Raw genomic sequence first — 15697 nt, 5'->3', positions numbered from 1 at the left:
AATCCGGGCGGCAACCGATTCAGCTAGCCGCCCGACATACAGGTCAATCATGCTATGAATGAATCGTTCAATCACGCTGGGGCCTGGGGCATCACACTGATCGTTATCGTTCTGGTGTCCTGGTTCTTTTACCGTTACTTCGCGCCGAAAAACTGGCGGGAATGGGCCGGCGCCGGAGTGGTGCAGGCCTTCATCATTGCACTTTATGCGGAAATGTACGGTTTTCCGCTCACTATTTATCTGTTGGTGCGTTTTTTTGGCCTCGACAGTGAGTATGTCAGCGCCAGCCTGTGGTCGACCCTGATAGGGCTGGGCGAAACCGGGATGTTGGTCTCAATGTTGCTCGGCTATGCGCTCGCGTTCACCGGGATCGGCCTCTTTATTCAGGGGTGGCGTCAGGTCCACAAGGCGCGAGGTGAAAACCGTTTGGTGAAAGACGGCTTGTATGCGTATGTGCGGCATCCGCAATATACGGGGCTATTCATCGCTCTGTTTGGAGAAGGGGTGGTGCATTGGCCAACGTTATTCTCGGTCGGCCTTTTCCCGGCCATCGTGCTTGTCTACACATGGCTGGCTCGGCGTGAGGAACGGCAGGTGCTCAAGGAGTTTGGTGAGGAGTACCGTGCCTACCAGCGGCAGGTGCCAATGTTCATCCCCCGTTGGGGGCGGTGGCGTCAGCTCGCCGCTGCGTCACATAACGGCAGCGATGATGAGGCAGCGTGATGTATTTCTTACTGCGAATTCTCATGCCTACATGGATAGATGCACCCCATATTACCGTAAGCCTGCGATGGATAATTCCGGGCCCTAGAATGTTTCGTTATCGCAGAACAGTTCATATAGAAGCTCAATGATACGGCGCGCTTTGTCTCCCGCCAGAGAATAGCGCATGGTTCGTCCGTCACGGCGCACATTGACCAGGCCATCTTTGCGCAGTAGAGCAAGTTGTTGGGAAACAGCCGCTTGGCGCATATCCAGTGTATCGGCGAGTTCGCTCACCGCCCGCTCGCCTTCCACTAGTTGGCAGAGGATCATTAATCTGCTCTTTCCGGAGAGTGCTTTTAACAAGTTAGTAGCGTGATCAGCCGCTTCTGACATCTGGTTGCCATTCATATATTCATAGCTCTGAATTCGTGAATATGTTAGTTTTTCCGAAACATACTTGGTCAACAAGTTAAGCGTTGCTTGTCCTCTGGCAAATTTCGGCTTCCTTATAGTTAGTCGCCAAGCAGACAACCCAAATACCGTGTAATTTCGACGGGGCGCGCAATCTGTTGGATCTAGAGCGCGTTAGTATAACAGGAGAGAGATATGTCCATTGATCGCCTTGTACTCGCCTTCGCAGGATCTTTCATTCTTGTAAGTCTGGCTCTCTCCCAGCTCCACTCACCTTACTGGTTGTGGTTCACCGCGTTTGTGGGCGCCAACATGCTGCAGGCTGCCTTCAGCGGATTCTGCCCTCTGGCGAAGATCCTCAAGGCCTTGGGCAAGAAGCCCGGTGCCGCCTTCGATTGACGCACGGAGGCACTGTAAATGTCTGAAAACACCGAGAGTTCGTGGCTACAGTTCGCCACTGACCGTCCTCGACTGACCGTTTGGGCCATGGTGGTTGCCACGCTGGCGCTGGTGGCGCTGGCGGCGCTGCCAAGCGTCTGGCCCGAGCGGTTCGGTCTGCTTAATCCGCTGACCATCGATACCGACCCCGAGAACATGCTCTCTTCCGACGAACCCGTGCGCGTTTTCCACGACGACATGAAGGAGCAATTCTCGCTTTATGACATGGTCGTGGTGGGTGTGGTCAACGAAAGCAACCCTGACGGGGTATTCAATGTCGGCTCGCTGCGGCGCATCTATGAGCTGACGGAGTATGCCAGTACGCTCAGGTGGCCCGATCCGGACAACCCGGGCCGGCAGGAGGGCGTGGTTGAGGAGGATATGCTCGCGCTCTCGCGGGTCGACAACATTGAGCAAGAGGGGGTCGGCTCGGTTCGTTTCAGCTGGCTCATGCCAGAGCCGCCGGATACCCGCAACCAGGCGCTCGCTATTCTTGAGCGGGCGCAACGCATTCCGCTGTTCGACAATACCCTGGTCAGCGCCGATGGTAAGGCAGTCGCCCTTTACCTGCCGCTGACCAGCAAGGACATGAGTTACCGGGTCCGCGAAGCCCTGCTTGACAAAGTCGCTAGTTGGGAAGATACCGGCGACCAGGTCTACATCACCGGGCTGCCCGTGGCGGAGGACACGTTCGGTGTGCAGATGTTCTATCAGATGGCGATCTCGGCGCCACTGGCAATGCTGGTCATCTTCCTGGCGATGTGGTGGTTCTTCCGCCACATCCGGCTCATTACCTCGGCGATGATCGTGGCCATGGTGGCGGCCGCGAGCACCATGGCGCTGCTGGTGATCAGCGGCAGCACCGTCCACATCATGAGCTCGATGATCCCCGTATTCATCATGCCCATTGCGGTGCTGGACGCGGTGCATATCCTCTCGGAATTCTTCGACCGCTATCCCCTGCATCGTGACCGCCACCGGGCCATCCGGGAGGTTATGGGGATACTGTTCAAACCGATGCTGTTCACCACCCTGACGACGATGGCGGGGTTTGCCTCACTGGCACTCACCCCGATCCCGCCCGTTCAGGTGTTCGGCATCTTTATCGCGATTGGTGTGTTCCTGGCCTGGTTGTGCACGGTGACCTTCATTCCGGCTTACATCATGCTGATGCCGGAGCGGCGGCTCACCGGCTTCGGTCACGCCGCCGGGGACCCGGACCAGGATACGGTCATGGGGCGCTGGCTGCGTCGCCTCGGCGAGGGCGTGGTCAGCCACGCCAGGGCGGTGCTGGTGGTTACCATGGTCGTGGTGGTGGCCGCCGGTTATGGCATCAGCCAGATCCGCATCAACGATAACCCGGTCAAGTGGTTCGAGCCCGAGCACCCCATCCGGGTGGCAGACCGGGTGCTCAACGAACATTTCGGCGGCACCTACATGGCCTATCTGGCACTGGTTCCGGAGGGGGATAACGCGGCCCAGGACAACCAGATCTTCAAACGCCCCGAAGTCCTGCGCTACATCGCCAGCCTGCAGCAGCGGCTGGGCGAGACCGGTGTGGTCGGCAAGTCCAACTCCGTCGCCGATCTGGTCAAAACCGTTCACCGCGAACTGCTGGGCGGCGATGACGAAGCCTTTCGCATTCCGGACAGTCCGGCGGCGGTTGCGCAGACCCTGCTCACCTACCAGAATGGCCACCGCCCCCAGGACCTCTGGCACTTCGTTACCCCCGACTACCGCCGTGCCAGCATCTGGGTTCAGCTCACCAGCGGCGACAACCGGGACATGAGCCGGGTGGTCGAGGCGCTCAACGACTTCATCGCAACTAACCCTCCGCCTGCATCGCTCCAGGCACGCTGGTTCGGTCTGAACTATATCAATGTCGTCTGGCAGGAAAAAATGGTCAGCGGCATGGCCATGGCCCTGTTCGGCAGTTTCGTTGTTGTGCTCCTGTTGATGGCCCTATTGTTCCGCTCTCTGCTCTGGGGCCTGCTGTGCATGATCCCCCTGACCGTGACCATCGGGGCCATCTACGGTCTGATCGGCATTGTCGGCAAGAATTACGATATGCCGGTCGCCGTGCTGAGCGCCCTGAGTCTGGGGCTCGCCGTGGACTACGCCATCCACTTCCTGGCCCGTACCCGCGCCACTCAGGCCGAGACCGGCTCCTGGCGTCGCTCGGTGGCACCGATGTTCGGTGAGCCTGCACGAGCAATAACCCGCAACGCCATCGTGCTTGGCGTTGGTTTCCTGCCGCTGCTGGCGGCGCCGCTCGTGCCCTACCAGACGGTGGGGGTATTTATCGCGGCCATTCTGTTGACCGCCGGCCTGAGCACACTGCTGATCCTGCCGGCACTGGTAACCCTGCTGCAACGATGGCTGTTTCCCGGTGCCCGCAGGGCCGCCCCGAATCCGCAAAACCAAGAGGAAGGCGTGCAATGAGTAGATACTGGCCTGTTACCCTGTTCCAAAAGCTGGCCCTGGTGGTGATCGCTCTGGGCATCACGCCCATTGCCCTGGCCCAGGATGCCGGCGCTGCGCCCTCGGTGGAGCGCATTGTCAACCGTGCCAATATGGTCTCCTACTTTCAGGGGCGTGATGGCCGCGCCAGGGTCGCTATGACCATCACGGATAGCCAGGGGCGTACCCGTAGTCGCGAACTCACCATTTTGCGGAGAGACGGTCCGGAGACAGATGCCATTGAGGGGAGCGCCTATCTCGGCGAGCAGAAGTACTATGTCTATTTCCGACGACCGGCGGATGTGAGCCAGATGACGTTGCTGGTTTGGAAACACCAGGACCGGGACGACGACCGCTGGCTGTACCTGCCGGCGCTGGATCTGGTTAAGCGAATTGCCGCTTCCGACAAACGCACCAGCTTCGTCGGCTCGGATTTCTTTTACGAGGATATCTCCGGGCGCAGTATTGATGCCGACAGCCATGAGCTGATCGAGACCACAGACAATTACTACGTAGTGCGCAACACACCCAAGCGGCCCGGGGAGGTTGAGTTCGCCTACTACGATGTCTATATCCACAAGCAGTCGTTCCTGCCGGTTCGCACCGAGTATGTCGACGACAGTGGCAACCTCTACCGGCGTTACACCGCGCTGGCGGTGGAGAAGGTGCAGGGTTACCCCACGGTCGTCAAGGCGAGGATGGAGAACCTGCGCAGCGGCGGCACCACGGAGCTGACCTACACTGGCATTGACTATGACCTGGGCCTGCCGGAAGACGTGTTTTCGGAGCGCTACCTGCGCCGGGCACCAAAGGAGTACTTGCAGTGACCACCGGTGCACTGAGAGCAGGAGGGCGTGGATGAACACCAGAAGCCTGCTCTGGGGTATGTTGCTGGCGGGCAGCGTTCTCGGTGGGGCGCCCGGGGCGCTATGGGCGGCCGCGCCCGAGCTGCCGGAGGGGCTGGGTGCGCCAGCCAGTGATACCGCAGAACCGGCCCTGCCAGCGGGCCTCGGGGGTGAGACCGGAGCAGAACAGACCACCGACCGACCGGCTTCGGCGGCGCTGCCATTTCGTCTGCGCGGCTTCTGGGAGGCCCGCGGCGGAACCCGGCTGGGCGATGATCCTCACCAGCGCGATCTGTCCATCGCCGAAACCCGGTTGCAGCTCGAGGCGGAGAAGTATTTCAAGGGAGTAACGCTGCGCCTTACCGGCGATTTTCTCTATGACGACCTGGACGATGATCGGTCGGTGGACCTGGAATCGGGTGAGGGCGCGTTCGACCTGCGTGAGGCCAGCCTGGTGTTTTCGCCGAGCGCGGACACCGATGTCAAGCTGGGGCGCCAGATACTAACCTGGGGAACCGGCGACCTGGTGTTCATCAACGATCTGTTTCCCAAGGACTGGGTCTCGTTTTTTATCGGCCGCGATGTGGAGTACCTCAAGGCGCCCTCGGACGCGCTGAAGGTCTCGGCTTTTTCCAGCTGGGCCAATCTTGACCTTGTCTACACCCCCCGGTTTGACGCTGATCGCTTCATCGACGGCCGCCGTCTCTCTTTCTTCAACACAGGGCAAGGGCGGCTGACCGGGCGCAATGCGGTTGTACTGGCGGACCGCCCGGCGGACGCGTTCGAAGACGACGAGTGGGCCGCCCGGCTGTACCGTAACCTTGGCGCCTACGAGGTCGCGCTCTACGGCTACGACGGCTTCTGGAAGAGCCCGGCCGGGGCCGAGCCGGCCAGCGGTCGGGCCAGGTTTCCTCCGCTGTCGGTGCTCGGCGCCAGCCTGCGCGGGCCGGTGGGGGCCGGCATCGGCAACGTCGAGCTGGGCTATTACGATTCCCGCGCCGACCGCGATGGCGACGATCCCACGGTGCGCAACAGCGAGCTGCGCCTGCTGCTCGGCTATGAGCAGGAAATTGCCCGTAACCTGACCCTGGGCCTGCAATACTACCTTGAGCGCATGGGCGAGTTTGAGGCCTACCGGCGGGCCTTGCCCCCTGGTGCCCCGGTGCGGGACGAGAATCGCCACGTCCTCACCCAGCGGCTGACATGGCTGACACACAGCCAGAATCTGGAGTGGTCGTTGTTCCTGTTCTACTCGCCCTCGGACCGGGACGCGTACCTGCGCCCCCGGGTGGGCTATCAGGTTGATGATCATCTCTCTGTTGAAGCCGGCGGGAACCTGTTTTTCGGCGCCCGGGAGGAAACCTTCTTCGGTCAGTTTCAGGACAACAATAACCTGTATCTGGGGGTGCGCTATGGGTTCTGAAAAGGTTAGGTGTTGATATTGAAGGGCTGGCTACTGTAGGCCTTACTCGGTTTACCCAAAGAAAAGGAGATGTATATGTCTTACACAATGAATCGCGTAATTCAGAATGTGGATTTCGAGACCGTGGATGAGCGAACCCGTAAGGCCCTGGCCGATCAGGGATTCGGGGTTTTGACGGAGATAGACGTCAAGGCCACCATGAAAAAGAAACTGGACAAGGACATGCCCGCCTACCGAATTCTCGGTGCCTGCAATCCGGCCATGGCCTGGGAAGCGATTGGCGTGGAACCCCGGGTAGGCGCTATGTTGCCGTGCAATGTCATCCTGCGCGAGACCCCGGAGGGCGTTGAAGTCAGTGCGGTTGATCCCGTGTTATCCATGACAGCGATCGATAATGAGCAACTCAAGCATATTGCGGGTGAGGTGAGAGATAGGCTGTCGGAGATTATCAAGGCGGTATGACTCGACTCGCACCAAAGCACTCGCTGCGTCCTTAATCATTGCCGCACCGGGTGGCTGGGCCCCTGGTTCGGCATACCAGGCAAGTTGAGCCCCGATCTAAGTCGGCCCACGTCAAAGCCACTTGCGTAGCAACAGGCCAAGCGTGTCATACACGCCTTTCATGAAGCCGCGGTGTTTCCAGGCGATGCCAGTGATTTCACTGGCATCCTGCAAGTCAGTTACGAACTCGTTTCTTAACTGGCCATTCAAGGCTTCGTTTGTGGAAATCAGCGTCAGTTCATAGTTAATAAACAAACTTCTGTAGTCGAAGTTCGCGGTCCCTATGCTGCCCCAGGCATCGTCAACGAGCAGTACTTTGGAATGCAATAGCCGGGGTGTGTACTCGAATATGCGAACGCCGTGTTCCAGCAGTTCCCCGTAAATGGCGCGGGCAGCCCATTGTGCGGGGGTCGAGTCGGTCTTTTCGGTGGTCAGGATCCGCACATCGACTCCCCGGCGGGCCGCGAGAGCAAGTTGTTTGCGTAATCCCCGGTCCGGTACGAAATAGGGCGTCGCCAGCCAGATTTTGTCGGATGCTCCGGCCAGTTGGTCTTTGATGGAGCACCGCAGCTGGATGCGGCAGGCGCGTGTGGTATTGGGAGTGATCCGGCTGTCACCGATGGTATGACTCTGTGGGCTCCAGTCAGGGTGACCGCACCAGAAGGCGTCAAACAGAGCGTCAGCCTCCGCCGCCAGAGGCCCCTCGAAGCACACATGCACGTCGCGCCAACGCTTTGGGCCGTAATAGCGCCTCGAGCCTTCGCGATGAATGTTGAAGCCGCCGAGATACGCTGTTTTGCCGTCAATGACCAGCAGCTTGCGATGGTCGCGACGGTTGTAACGCATCGGTTGCCGCCAGCTCCAGCGGTGAAAGCGCTGTAGACGGATGCCGGCGGCTCTGAGCTGGCGTCGGTGCTTTCGGGTAAGAACGCTGCTTGAGCCCAGCGCATCAACGTGAATGCGCACGTCGAGGCCGTGGCGGGACTGCTTCATCAGTTCATCAAGCAGTTCAGTCCCCACCTCGTCCGCCGCGAGGATATACGAAGCAAGAAAGATACGCTGGGTGGCAGCACGGACCGAGCGAATCATCTCCGCATAGAGTTCGTCTCCCTCACCGAACAGCCTGAACACACCCTTCACGGCCCCGCCCTCGGGTTCACAGGCGACGTCGCCGGGGTTGCCGTCCATATCTATAACCCCAAAGAGCCGATACCCAGGCTGTCGTTGGTGTCTCTGATCGACGTTTCCGCATCGGGTTCGGCCCCGGTCAGTGCGCGTATGGCATCGATGGTTTCCGGAACAACAATCGCCTGGTTGTCGACCATATAGGCATAAAACAGCTCATTGCCCTGCACTTTGAGCATGTCTTCCCAAAGCGCGACTTCATACAGGCTGTCGTGAGGTCGGCCAAGGTCGGCCATCAACTCCTTGACGCTGTTGATCGCGCTTAGCCCGTCGCTGTTCCGGAGGAAAACAATGCGGGAGGAGGTGCGGAACGCATCGAGCACTTCGTCCTTGCTCGCCTCACGTGTCAGTTGAACGGACCAGTAGTGCAGGTGGGCCAGTGTCTCCGGAACCTTGACCGCCATGGTTACCACATCCAGGTCCGGGTCGACACTTTGGGCGTCCGGGCCCTGGTGACTGGGAATCTCCGGCTCTGGCACGACGGTATTCATGATCCCGCCCTGGTGGCTCTCCCAGGGATCGGTGGCCCGGCGCAGAAGGGTTCCCCGTGCCCGGTCCAGCAAGCCGTGGCGTTTGAGCGCTGACAGGGTACGAATGATCGACGTCGTGTTGCACGATACGACGCGTGTGCAGTCACGGCCGACAGCGCTGGCGTAGTTGGCCTCGGCAACGAATGAATGGCCCGTGCTTTGATGTTTCTCGCCGCCATGAACGATGAACCTGATACCGAGCCGCCGGTAGGTTTCGATATTCTTGCTGGCCAGGTGTTTCGGTGTACAGTCCACCACGATGTCCGCGGCTTCAAGTAAGTCATCCAGTGTGCCGGAAACATCAAGCCCGGCTGCGCCCATGGCAACGGCGTGCTCTTCAGTCGCGCCGTACAGGGCATACCCTCTACTCAGCGCGGCCCTCACTCGCCAGTCCTGCGCGACATCAGCTACGCCAGCCACAGCCATGTCTTTTTGTACCGCAACGGCTTGCGCTACCCGTTTGCCGATAACGCCATAACCGTTGACCGCGACGCGAATAATTCTCTGACCGACCATCTTTTGTATCTCCAGCTTCTGAAAAGGGGCGAGCGAACTGTTATGTTGCTTAAGTGACCAGATTATAGACAAAGACTGAATTTCAGCTGAAAGTCCGGTTTGACGTGTACCTCAGGGCAATGGCTTTACCGAAAAGTTGATGGTGATCAAAAAAATGCAAAGCGCAGAAGTGCTTTTCAGGTTCAGTTCAGCCGGGTGTAGTGGAATGGGGTGCAGTAGAGGGCAACTACATTGCTTATGACCGGGTCGAACCTTGAGAGGCTCGAATGGTATGAAACCATCGAAAGGATGATCGGAAGATGTCTGCCAAAGAAAATAGTTCTGCTATCAAAGATAGTGCTGGGAAGGAGTCGGAGGGCCAGTATACCTGCCCGATGCATCCGGAGGTCATATCTGATGAGCCTGGGAATTGCCCGAAATGCGGGATGCACCTTGTGCCTCTGGAAAACAATAAAGTGAGTTCTCATTCAGATCACTCTCACCATTGTTCTGGAGATCATGAAAAACCGTCAGGCGACGATCGAACATATGACCGTGTACCACCCGGGTATTCGGGGGTGGTTTACACTTGTCCCATGCACCCTCAAGTCCGACAGACAAAGCCCGGGGCATGTCCTCTGTGCGGTATGGGACTGGAGCAGGAATCGGCCACCGCGGAAGATGAGGGGCCCAACCCGGAGTTGGTGGACTTTTCTCATCGGCTCTGGGTTGCCCTGGCATTTTCAGTGCCCTTGCTGATTTTGACCATGACTCCCTATATCGGTGTCATGGCGGTTCGCGACTTCTTCGGTGAGCGTTTGTCACTCTGGATTGAACTGGTGCTTGCTACTCCTGTAATCCTATGGTCCGGCTGGCCCTTCTTTGCTCGCGGTTACATCTCGTTTCGGACAATGAACCTGAATATGTTCAGCCTGATCGGCATGGGAGTTGGGGCAGCCTATATCTTCAGCATCGTAGCGGTCCTTGTGCCAGGGATCTTCCCGGAAGGCTTCCGGGATTCTGAAGGAAACGTCGGCGTTTATTTTGAGGCGGCAGCCGTTATCGTCACGCTGGTTCTGCTGGGCCAGGTGATGGAGCTGAGGGCCCGTGAGGGCACAGGTAAAGCCATACGTGCGTTGCTGGACATGGCCGCGAAATCGGCGCGCCTGATCCGGCCCGATGGAACCGAGGAAGAAGTCGCTCTGGAGGATGTGAAGGTCGGTGATCACCTGCGTGTTCGGCCCGGTGATAAGGTGCCCGTTGACGGCGTGGTTGTTGAAGGTCGCTCTTCCATTGATGAGTCGATGATTTCCGGGGAGCCAGTTCCGGTAGAGAAGGTGGAAGGAGACAAGGTCACCGGGGCCACCATCAACGGTACCGGAAGCCTGGTTATGGAGGCGACCCGGGTTGGTGCGGATACTACGCTCAGTCAGATTGTCGAAATGGTTGCCAACGCCCAGCGTAGCCGCGCGCCTATCCAGAAGTTTGCCGATATGGTGGCCGGCAAGTTCGTACCGGCGGTTATTGCCATAGCCGCCCTGTCCTTTGTGGCGTGGGCCATCTGGGGACCGGCGCCAGCTTTGTCGTATGCGCTCGTGTCTGCGGTAGCGGTTCTTATCATTGCCTGCCCTTGCGCATTGGGGTTGGCTACGCCCATGTCAATCATGACGGCGACAGGGCGAGGCGCCCAGTTGGGTGTGCTGATCAAGAACGCCGAAGCCCTGGAGCGTTTCGCCAAGGTGGACACCTTGATTGTGGATAAAACTGGTACCTTGACCGAAGGTAAGCCCAGACTAGTGGCGGTGCTGCCGGAATCGGATCATGACGAGACCGAGGTCCTCAGGCTTGCGGCCACACTGGAGAAAGGGTCAGAACATCCGCTAGCTGAAGCGATCGTTTCCGGCGCCGAGGCACGTAACGTAATGCTTGGAAAGGCCGATGACTTTGAAGCCGTTACTGGCAAGGGTGTTAAGGGCGTTGTGGATGGCAAACCAGTGGCTTTGGGCAATGCCAAACTACTGGAAGAGCTGGGCTTGGACGGTGGCCATCTGATGGAGGTTGCCAATAGCAGACGCGATGAAGGCGAAACGGTCATGTTTGTGGTGCTTAACGGCGCCGTTGCAGGCCTTGTCAGCGTAGCCGACCCGGTCAAGGAAACGACACCCGCTGCGCTCAAGGCCCTCCACGCCGCTGGCTTCCGCATAATTATGGCAACTGGCGACAATGAGCGCACGGCAAAGGCGGTGGCGGGTAAACTCGGTATCGATGAGATTCGTGCCGATGTGCTGCCAGAGGACAAGGCCAGCATCATTCGCGAACTTCAGAGCCAGGGGCGCAAGGTAGCGATGGCGGGGGACGGCGTGAATGACGCACCCGCCCTGGCCCAGGCCGATGTTGGTATTGCAATGGGAACCGGCGCGGATGTCGCCATTGAGAGCGCGGGCTTTACCTTGGTTAAGGGTAACCTCGATGGCATTGTCCGCGCCAGACGGTTGTCCCAGGCGACGATGCGAAATATCAAGCAGAACCTGTTTTTTGCCTTGGTCTACAACGGTGCGGGTGTGCCGGTGGCTGCTGGTGTGCTCTACCCATTCTTTGGCATCCTGATAGGACCTATCTTTGCCGCTTTTGCAATGAGCGCGTCCTCATTGTCGGTGGTAATGAACTCCCTGCGTTTGCGTCGAGAGAAAGTCTAGGCGCGAAACGACCATATCGATGACCTCTCACTGGTAGCCCTATCCTGTGGCTCTCAGTGCTGAGGTCGGAGTAAAAATGAGTTTGGCCAGGGAAAGCTAATGAAAATTGTGTTCTTTGAGGCAGAGAAGTGGGAGTGCGATATTTTGCAGCATGCCTGCTGCAATCATGAGGTTGTCTTCACGGACGAGGAACTCGGAATAGACAACGTTGGGTTATACAGGGACGCCGATATCATCTCACCCTTCGTTCATTCAGCCCTGGATCGTTCGGTACTTGAGTGCTTTGAGCATCTGAAATTTGTCGCTACCCGGTCGACGGGATACGACCATATCGATTTGGAGTATTGCACCAGAAATGCGATTCCAGTCAGCAATGTGCCCGTCTACGGTGACCAGACTGTTGCGGAGCATGTTTTTGCGCTGCTCCTTGCCATTAGCCACAAGATTCCAGAGGCGATCAATCGCACTCGCAAGGGGGATTTTTCGCAGAAAGGCCTGCAGGGATTCGATCTGCAAGGCAAAACCCTTGGAGTGATCGGTACCGGTGCTATCGGTAAGCGTGTTGTGGAAATCGCGCAAGGGTTTCGTCTGAACGTTCTTGCCTGCGATCCCAAGCCGGATTACGTATTCGCGGACCGATATAACGTGTCTTACGTCGATTTGGATGGTCTTCTTGAGCAGTCCGATGTTGTGACGCTGCACGTTCCTGGCAGCAAATCGGCCAAGCATCTTCTGTCGGACAGGGAGTTCGCCCGGATGAAGCGCGGGGTTGTCCTGATTAATACCGCTCGCGGCTCCATTGTTGATACCCAGGCTTTGCTGCACGCGCTGGCGGATGGGAAGGTGTCGGCTGCCGGTCTTGATGTACTGCCGGATGAGCCCTCCATCAGGGAAGAGGTGGAATTGATCCGCTCTTTTTTTGACAAGGAACATGATCTGGAAACGCTGTTTGCCAACCATGTTCTTCAGCACATGAGAAACGTCATCGTCACCCCCCACAGTGCGTTCAATACGAAAGAGGCTGTCGAAAGAATCCTCAAGACCACTGGCGAAAACATTGTTGGCTTCATCGAGGGTGCCCCCCGCAATCTTGTGAATAAACACTGAGCCAGGATGGTTTTTTATGCCGATGCTCTATACCTATTTGATCTGGGGTGTGTTGTTGGTGCTGCTGTCGGGATTGGTTCTTGTTGTTACCTGCAATAAGAAGATGCTGAGGATGAGCCTTGGTACCGCTCCCCTGGGGTCGTGAATTCAGATAATAACTGCAGCATTTTTCGTAATTTATACGAGCATCGCTATTGGCAGACCAGGACATAATAAAAGGCTAATCATCATGTGGAACGAAAAAGGCAATAGCCATCTCCAACAACCCATCTTGCCGTCACTATTCAGCATTGGCGCCATTGGTTTGACCCTCGCTGGCGCGCTGATCTGGCAGTCTGAGTTTGCGTATGCGCTTGATTATGTTTCCTCGTACGTGGATGGTCTGCTGCGCTGGTGGTATGTGGCACTGGTTGCGTTTCTGACGGCATTTGTTATTTGGCTAGGGCTGGGGCGTTACAAGAACGTGCGCCTTGGTAAAGACTACGAACAACCGGAATACCGGCTTTTTCCCTGGTTGGCGATGCTGTTTGCGGCCGGCACGGGTGTGGGGCTGCTGTTCTGGAGCATCGCCGAGCCAATCATGCACTTTCAGGGTAACCCTTTTACTTCGGAGGGCTTTACTCCCTCCGCTGCGTCTACTGCAATTCAATTGTCGTTTTTCCACTGGGGGCTGAACGGATGGGCTATTTTTGCGTTGGTCGCGATTGCATTCGGATACTTCAGCTATCGCCATGATCTCCCGCTCGCGCCTCGATCAGCGCTGTACCCGTTTATTGGTGAAAGAATCTTTGGCTTTTGGGGGCACGTCGTTGACGCGCTCGCTGTTTTTGCGACTGTATTTGGTCTGGCGACGACGCTGGGGCTGGGAGCCCGTCAGACTGGCACGGGGCTCAAGTGGCTTTTCTCCGTGGAGGCGTCTCTTTGGGTGGAGCTGTCGGTGGTCGCCGTGGTTACTGTAATCGCGACGATTTCGGTGGTTTCTGGGGTCAGGCGGGGCGTGAAAATATTGAGTGAGGTAAATCTTTGGCTAACGCTGATTTTACTCGCCGCCTTTATGATTATTGGCCCCTTTGATTACATGGCAGGGTTGTTGGTGCAGGAAATTGGCGGTTACCTGGATAGTCTATTGATCATGACATTCTATGTTGGCGCCAATGAACCGGGAAATTGGCAATCGACCTGGACGGTGTTTTTCTGGGGCTGGTGGCTGGCCTGGTCACCTTTTGTCGGGTTGTTTATCGCCCGGATATCCCGCGGCCGAACCCTGAGAGAGTTTGTTTTCGGGGTTCTTCTCTTACCAACGCTGGTGACTTTTGTATGGATCTCGGTGATGGGGGGCGCTGCACTCCACAGCGAGCTATTCGGGGGTGGCGGAATTGTTGAGGCGGTCAATAAAGACATCGCCTATGCACTTTTCGCGACCATTGAGCACCTGCAGACGACTGACTCAATTAAATTTTTGATGGGTCTGGTGGCAACGCTCCTTATCAGCATCTACTTTATAACGTCTGCTGACTCGGGCGCATTGGTCGTCAATATCATTTTGTCGGGAGGGCAGCTTGAGCCTCCCAAGGCGTCGAGAGCAGGCTGGGCCATTGGCAACGGAGTATTGACCGCGGTATTGCTAGTGGCGGGAGGTATTGCCGTCCTCCAGGATGCGGTCATCCTCGCGGCCCTGCCATTCTCGCTGGTTATCGTTGCTATGACAGCTGGCCTGTTGAAGGCGCTGCATCATGAGCCGCTGACGGCACCCCGGGAGGGTTGTAAGCAACACCGGGCCGCTGAGCCATGGACCGGATCGGATAAGGCATGACTGCACCCCTGAAAAGCTCACAACCAGGTTCAGCGACATGACCCCTGGCCCCGTGAGCGCAGGGCTGATGAGGTCTTCCAGATCGTAAGCCATGTTGGAAAGCGATAGCACCTTGGTTTACTCGTCTTCATGGGGGGGAGGGTGAGAGTATGCCGAATTGGACACTGCCCCCCTCTGTCAAGGTTGTTGAAGCCATCTGGCTACAGTAGCATTCTCATGCCATCCCCCCAGGGGGGATAGGTCAAAAGCTGGTTTTGATCCTGGCCGGGATCGTTTATGGCTCAATGGCTTTGCTGGCTGATGGCCTGCACATGGGTTCGCACGCGGTGGCTCTGGGTATTGCCGCCTTCGCCTATGCGTATGCCAGGAAAAACGCGGGCAGCGCCAGGTTCTCTTTCGGGACGGGGAAGGTCAATGCGCTGGGCGGCTTTACCGGCGCGATTCTGCTGGCTGTCTTTGCGCTCTACATGGTCATCGAGAGCGTCGGGCGTTTTATTCAGCCCGTCCCCATTTCTTTCGATGGGGCTATTTTTGTGGCCATCATTGGCCTGGTGGTCAACGGGGTGTCAGCCTGGATACTGGGGGATGCAGGCCATGATCATGGTCACAGTCACGGCCATGATCACGGTCACCACCATCATCACCATGACCACAACCGCCGTGCGGCCTACCTTCATGTACTTGCGGATGCGCTGACGTCAGTCCTTGCTATTGTTGCCCTTCTGGCGGGTAAATATGCCGGGTGGAACTGGATGGACCCGATGATGGGGATTATCGGTGCGATTCTGGTAACCCGTTGGTCCTGGCATCTGCTGAAAGAGACCTCAAAGGTCCTCCTCGACGAGCAGCATCAGGACATGGAGGAAACCGTCAGACAGGCCGTCGAAGACGACGATGCCAAAGTCAGTGATCTGCATGTGTGGGCGATAGGCCCAAACATTCATGCGGCTATTGTCTCAGTCGTCTCGCATCAGCCCGAGTCGCCCGCAGTTTATAAGGAGCGCATTCAGGCACACTGCCAGTCCCTGGTCCACGTGACGGTGGAACCTCTTCGCTGTGATTAACGGAGAGAACGCAAATTAGAGAGT

13 protein-coding genes are annotated in these 15697 nt (G+C 57.6%); 10 read left to right on the top strand and 3 right to left on the bottom strand.

Annotated elements, in window-relative coordinates; translation table 11 throughout:
- The first annotated feature begins 54 nt into the window (after positions 1-54).
- Positions 55-723, top strand: a complete 669-nt coding sequence (locus JIF53_RS01880; protein ID WP_199451724.1) for a methyltransferase family protein — start codon at positions 55-57, stop codon at positions 721-723.
- A gap of 84 nt (positions 724-807) precedes the next feature.
- Here JIF53_RS01880 and JIF53_RS01875 read toward each other — a convergent pair whose 3' ends face one another.
- The gene (locus tag JIF53_RS01875) at positions 808-1173 is read right to left on the bottom strand and encodes a metalloregulator ArsR/SmtB family transcription factor (RefSeq protein ID WP_320108782.1); all 366 of its coding nucleotides are present in this window, start codon (positions 1171-1173) and stop codon (positions 808-810) included.
- A gap of 138 nt (positions 1174-1311) precedes the next feature.
- On the opposite strand from JIF53_RS01875, the gene JIF53_RS01870 reads away from it, so the two are divergent.
- The 5 genes from JIF53_RS01870 to JIF53_RS01850 all read left to right on the top strand — a co-directional run bounded on the left by JIF53_RS01870 (position 1312) and on the right by JIF53_RS01850 (position 6744).
- Positions 1312-1515, top strand: coding sequence for a DUF2892 domain-containing protein (locus tag JIF53_RS01870; RefSeq protein WP_053113999.1), 204 nt, complete (start codon positions 1312-1314; stop codon positions 1513-1515).
- A gap of 18 nt (positions 1516-1533) precedes the next feature.
- A complete protein-coding gene (locus tag JIF53_RS01865) occupies positions 1534-3996 on the top strand; it encodes an efflux RND transporter permease subunit (protein WP_199451723.1) in 2463 nt (820 codons plus the stop codon).
- The gene (locus tag JIF53_RS01860; protein WP_199451722.1) at positions 3993-4841 is read left to right on the top strand and encodes an outer membrane lipoprotein-sorting protein; all 849 of its coding nucleotides are present in this window, start codon (positions 3993-3995) and stop codon (positions 4839-4841) included. Before JIF53_RS01865 ends, JIF53_RS01860 begins: the two co-directional genes overlap by 4 nt.
- 31 nt (positions 4842-4872) lie before the next feature.
- On the top strand, positions 4873-6282 hold the full coding sequence (locus JIF53_RS01855; RefSeq protein WP_199451721.1) for a hypothetical protein: 1410 nt from the start codon (positions 4873-4875) through the stop codon (positions 6280-6282).
- 75 nt (positions 6283-6357) lie between these two features.
- Positions 6358-6744, top strand: coding sequence for a DUF302 domain-containing protein (locus JIF53_RS01850; protein WP_092033463.1), 387 nt, complete (start codon positions 6358-6360; stop codon positions 6742-6744).
- Positions 6745-6855: 111 nt separating this feature from the next.
- On the opposite strand, the gene JIF53_RS01845 is transcribed toward JIF53_RS01850, so the two are convergent.
- Positions 6856-7971 (bottom strand): phospholipase D-like domain-containing protein, encoded by a 1116-nt coding sequence (locus tag JIF53_RS01845; RefSeq protein ID WP_199451720.1) that lies wholly within the window; start codon positions 7969-7971, stop codon positions 6856-6858.
- 2 nt (positions 7972-7973) lie between these two features.
- A complete protein-coding gene (locus JIF53_RS01840) occupies positions 7974-9014 on the bottom strand; it encodes a type II glyceraldehyde-3-phosphate dehydrogenase (RefSeq protein WP_053114010.1) in 1041 nt (346 codons plus the stop codon).
- A gap of 374 nt (positions 9015-9388) precedes the next feature.
- Between JIF53_RS01840 and JIF53_RS01835 the strand changes: the two genes are divergently transcribed.
- The 4 genes from JIF53_RS01835 (at position 9389) to dmeF (ending at position 15673) form a co-directional block, all read left to right on the top strand.
- Entirely contained in the window at positions 9389-11689 is a 2301-nt protein-coding gene (locus JIF53_RS01835; protein ID WP_228285438.1) for a copper-transporting P-type ATPase, read from the top strand.
- Positions 11690-11788: 99 nt separating this feature from the next.
- The gene (locus JIF53_RS01830; protein ID WP_091854530.1) at positions 11789-12796 is read left to right on the top strand and encodes a hydroxyacid dehydrogenase; all 1008 of its coding nucleotides are present in this window, start codon (positions 11789-11791) and stop codon (positions 12794-12796) included.
- Between the two features lie 229 nt (positions 12797-13025).
- Complete coding sequence (locus JIF53_RS01825; RefSeq protein WP_008169995.1) at positions 13026-14609, top strand: BCCT family transporter; 1584 nt, start codon at positions 13026-13028, stop codon at positions 14607-14609.
- Positions 14610-14863: 254 nt separating this feature from the next.
- Positions 14864-15673 carry a CDF family Co(II)/Ni(II) efflux transporter DmeF gene (gene dmeF / locus JIF53_RS01820; protein ID WP_228285435.1) on the top strand — a complete coding sequence of 270 codons (810 nt, stop codon included), beginning with the start codon at positions 14864-14866 and terminating at the stop codon, positions 15671-15673.
- The last annotated feature ends 24 nt before the right edge of the window (positions 15674-15697 follow it).

The organism is Marinobacter sp. bablab_jr008 (assembly GCF_016464145.1).
GTDB classification, from domain to species: Bacteria; Pseudomonadota; Gammaproteobacteria; order Pseudomonadales; family Oleiphilaceae; genus Marinobacter; species Marinobacter nauticus.
Note: the sequence above shows the minus strand (reverse complement) of the source record. Positions and strands in the feature narration are given on the sequence as shown.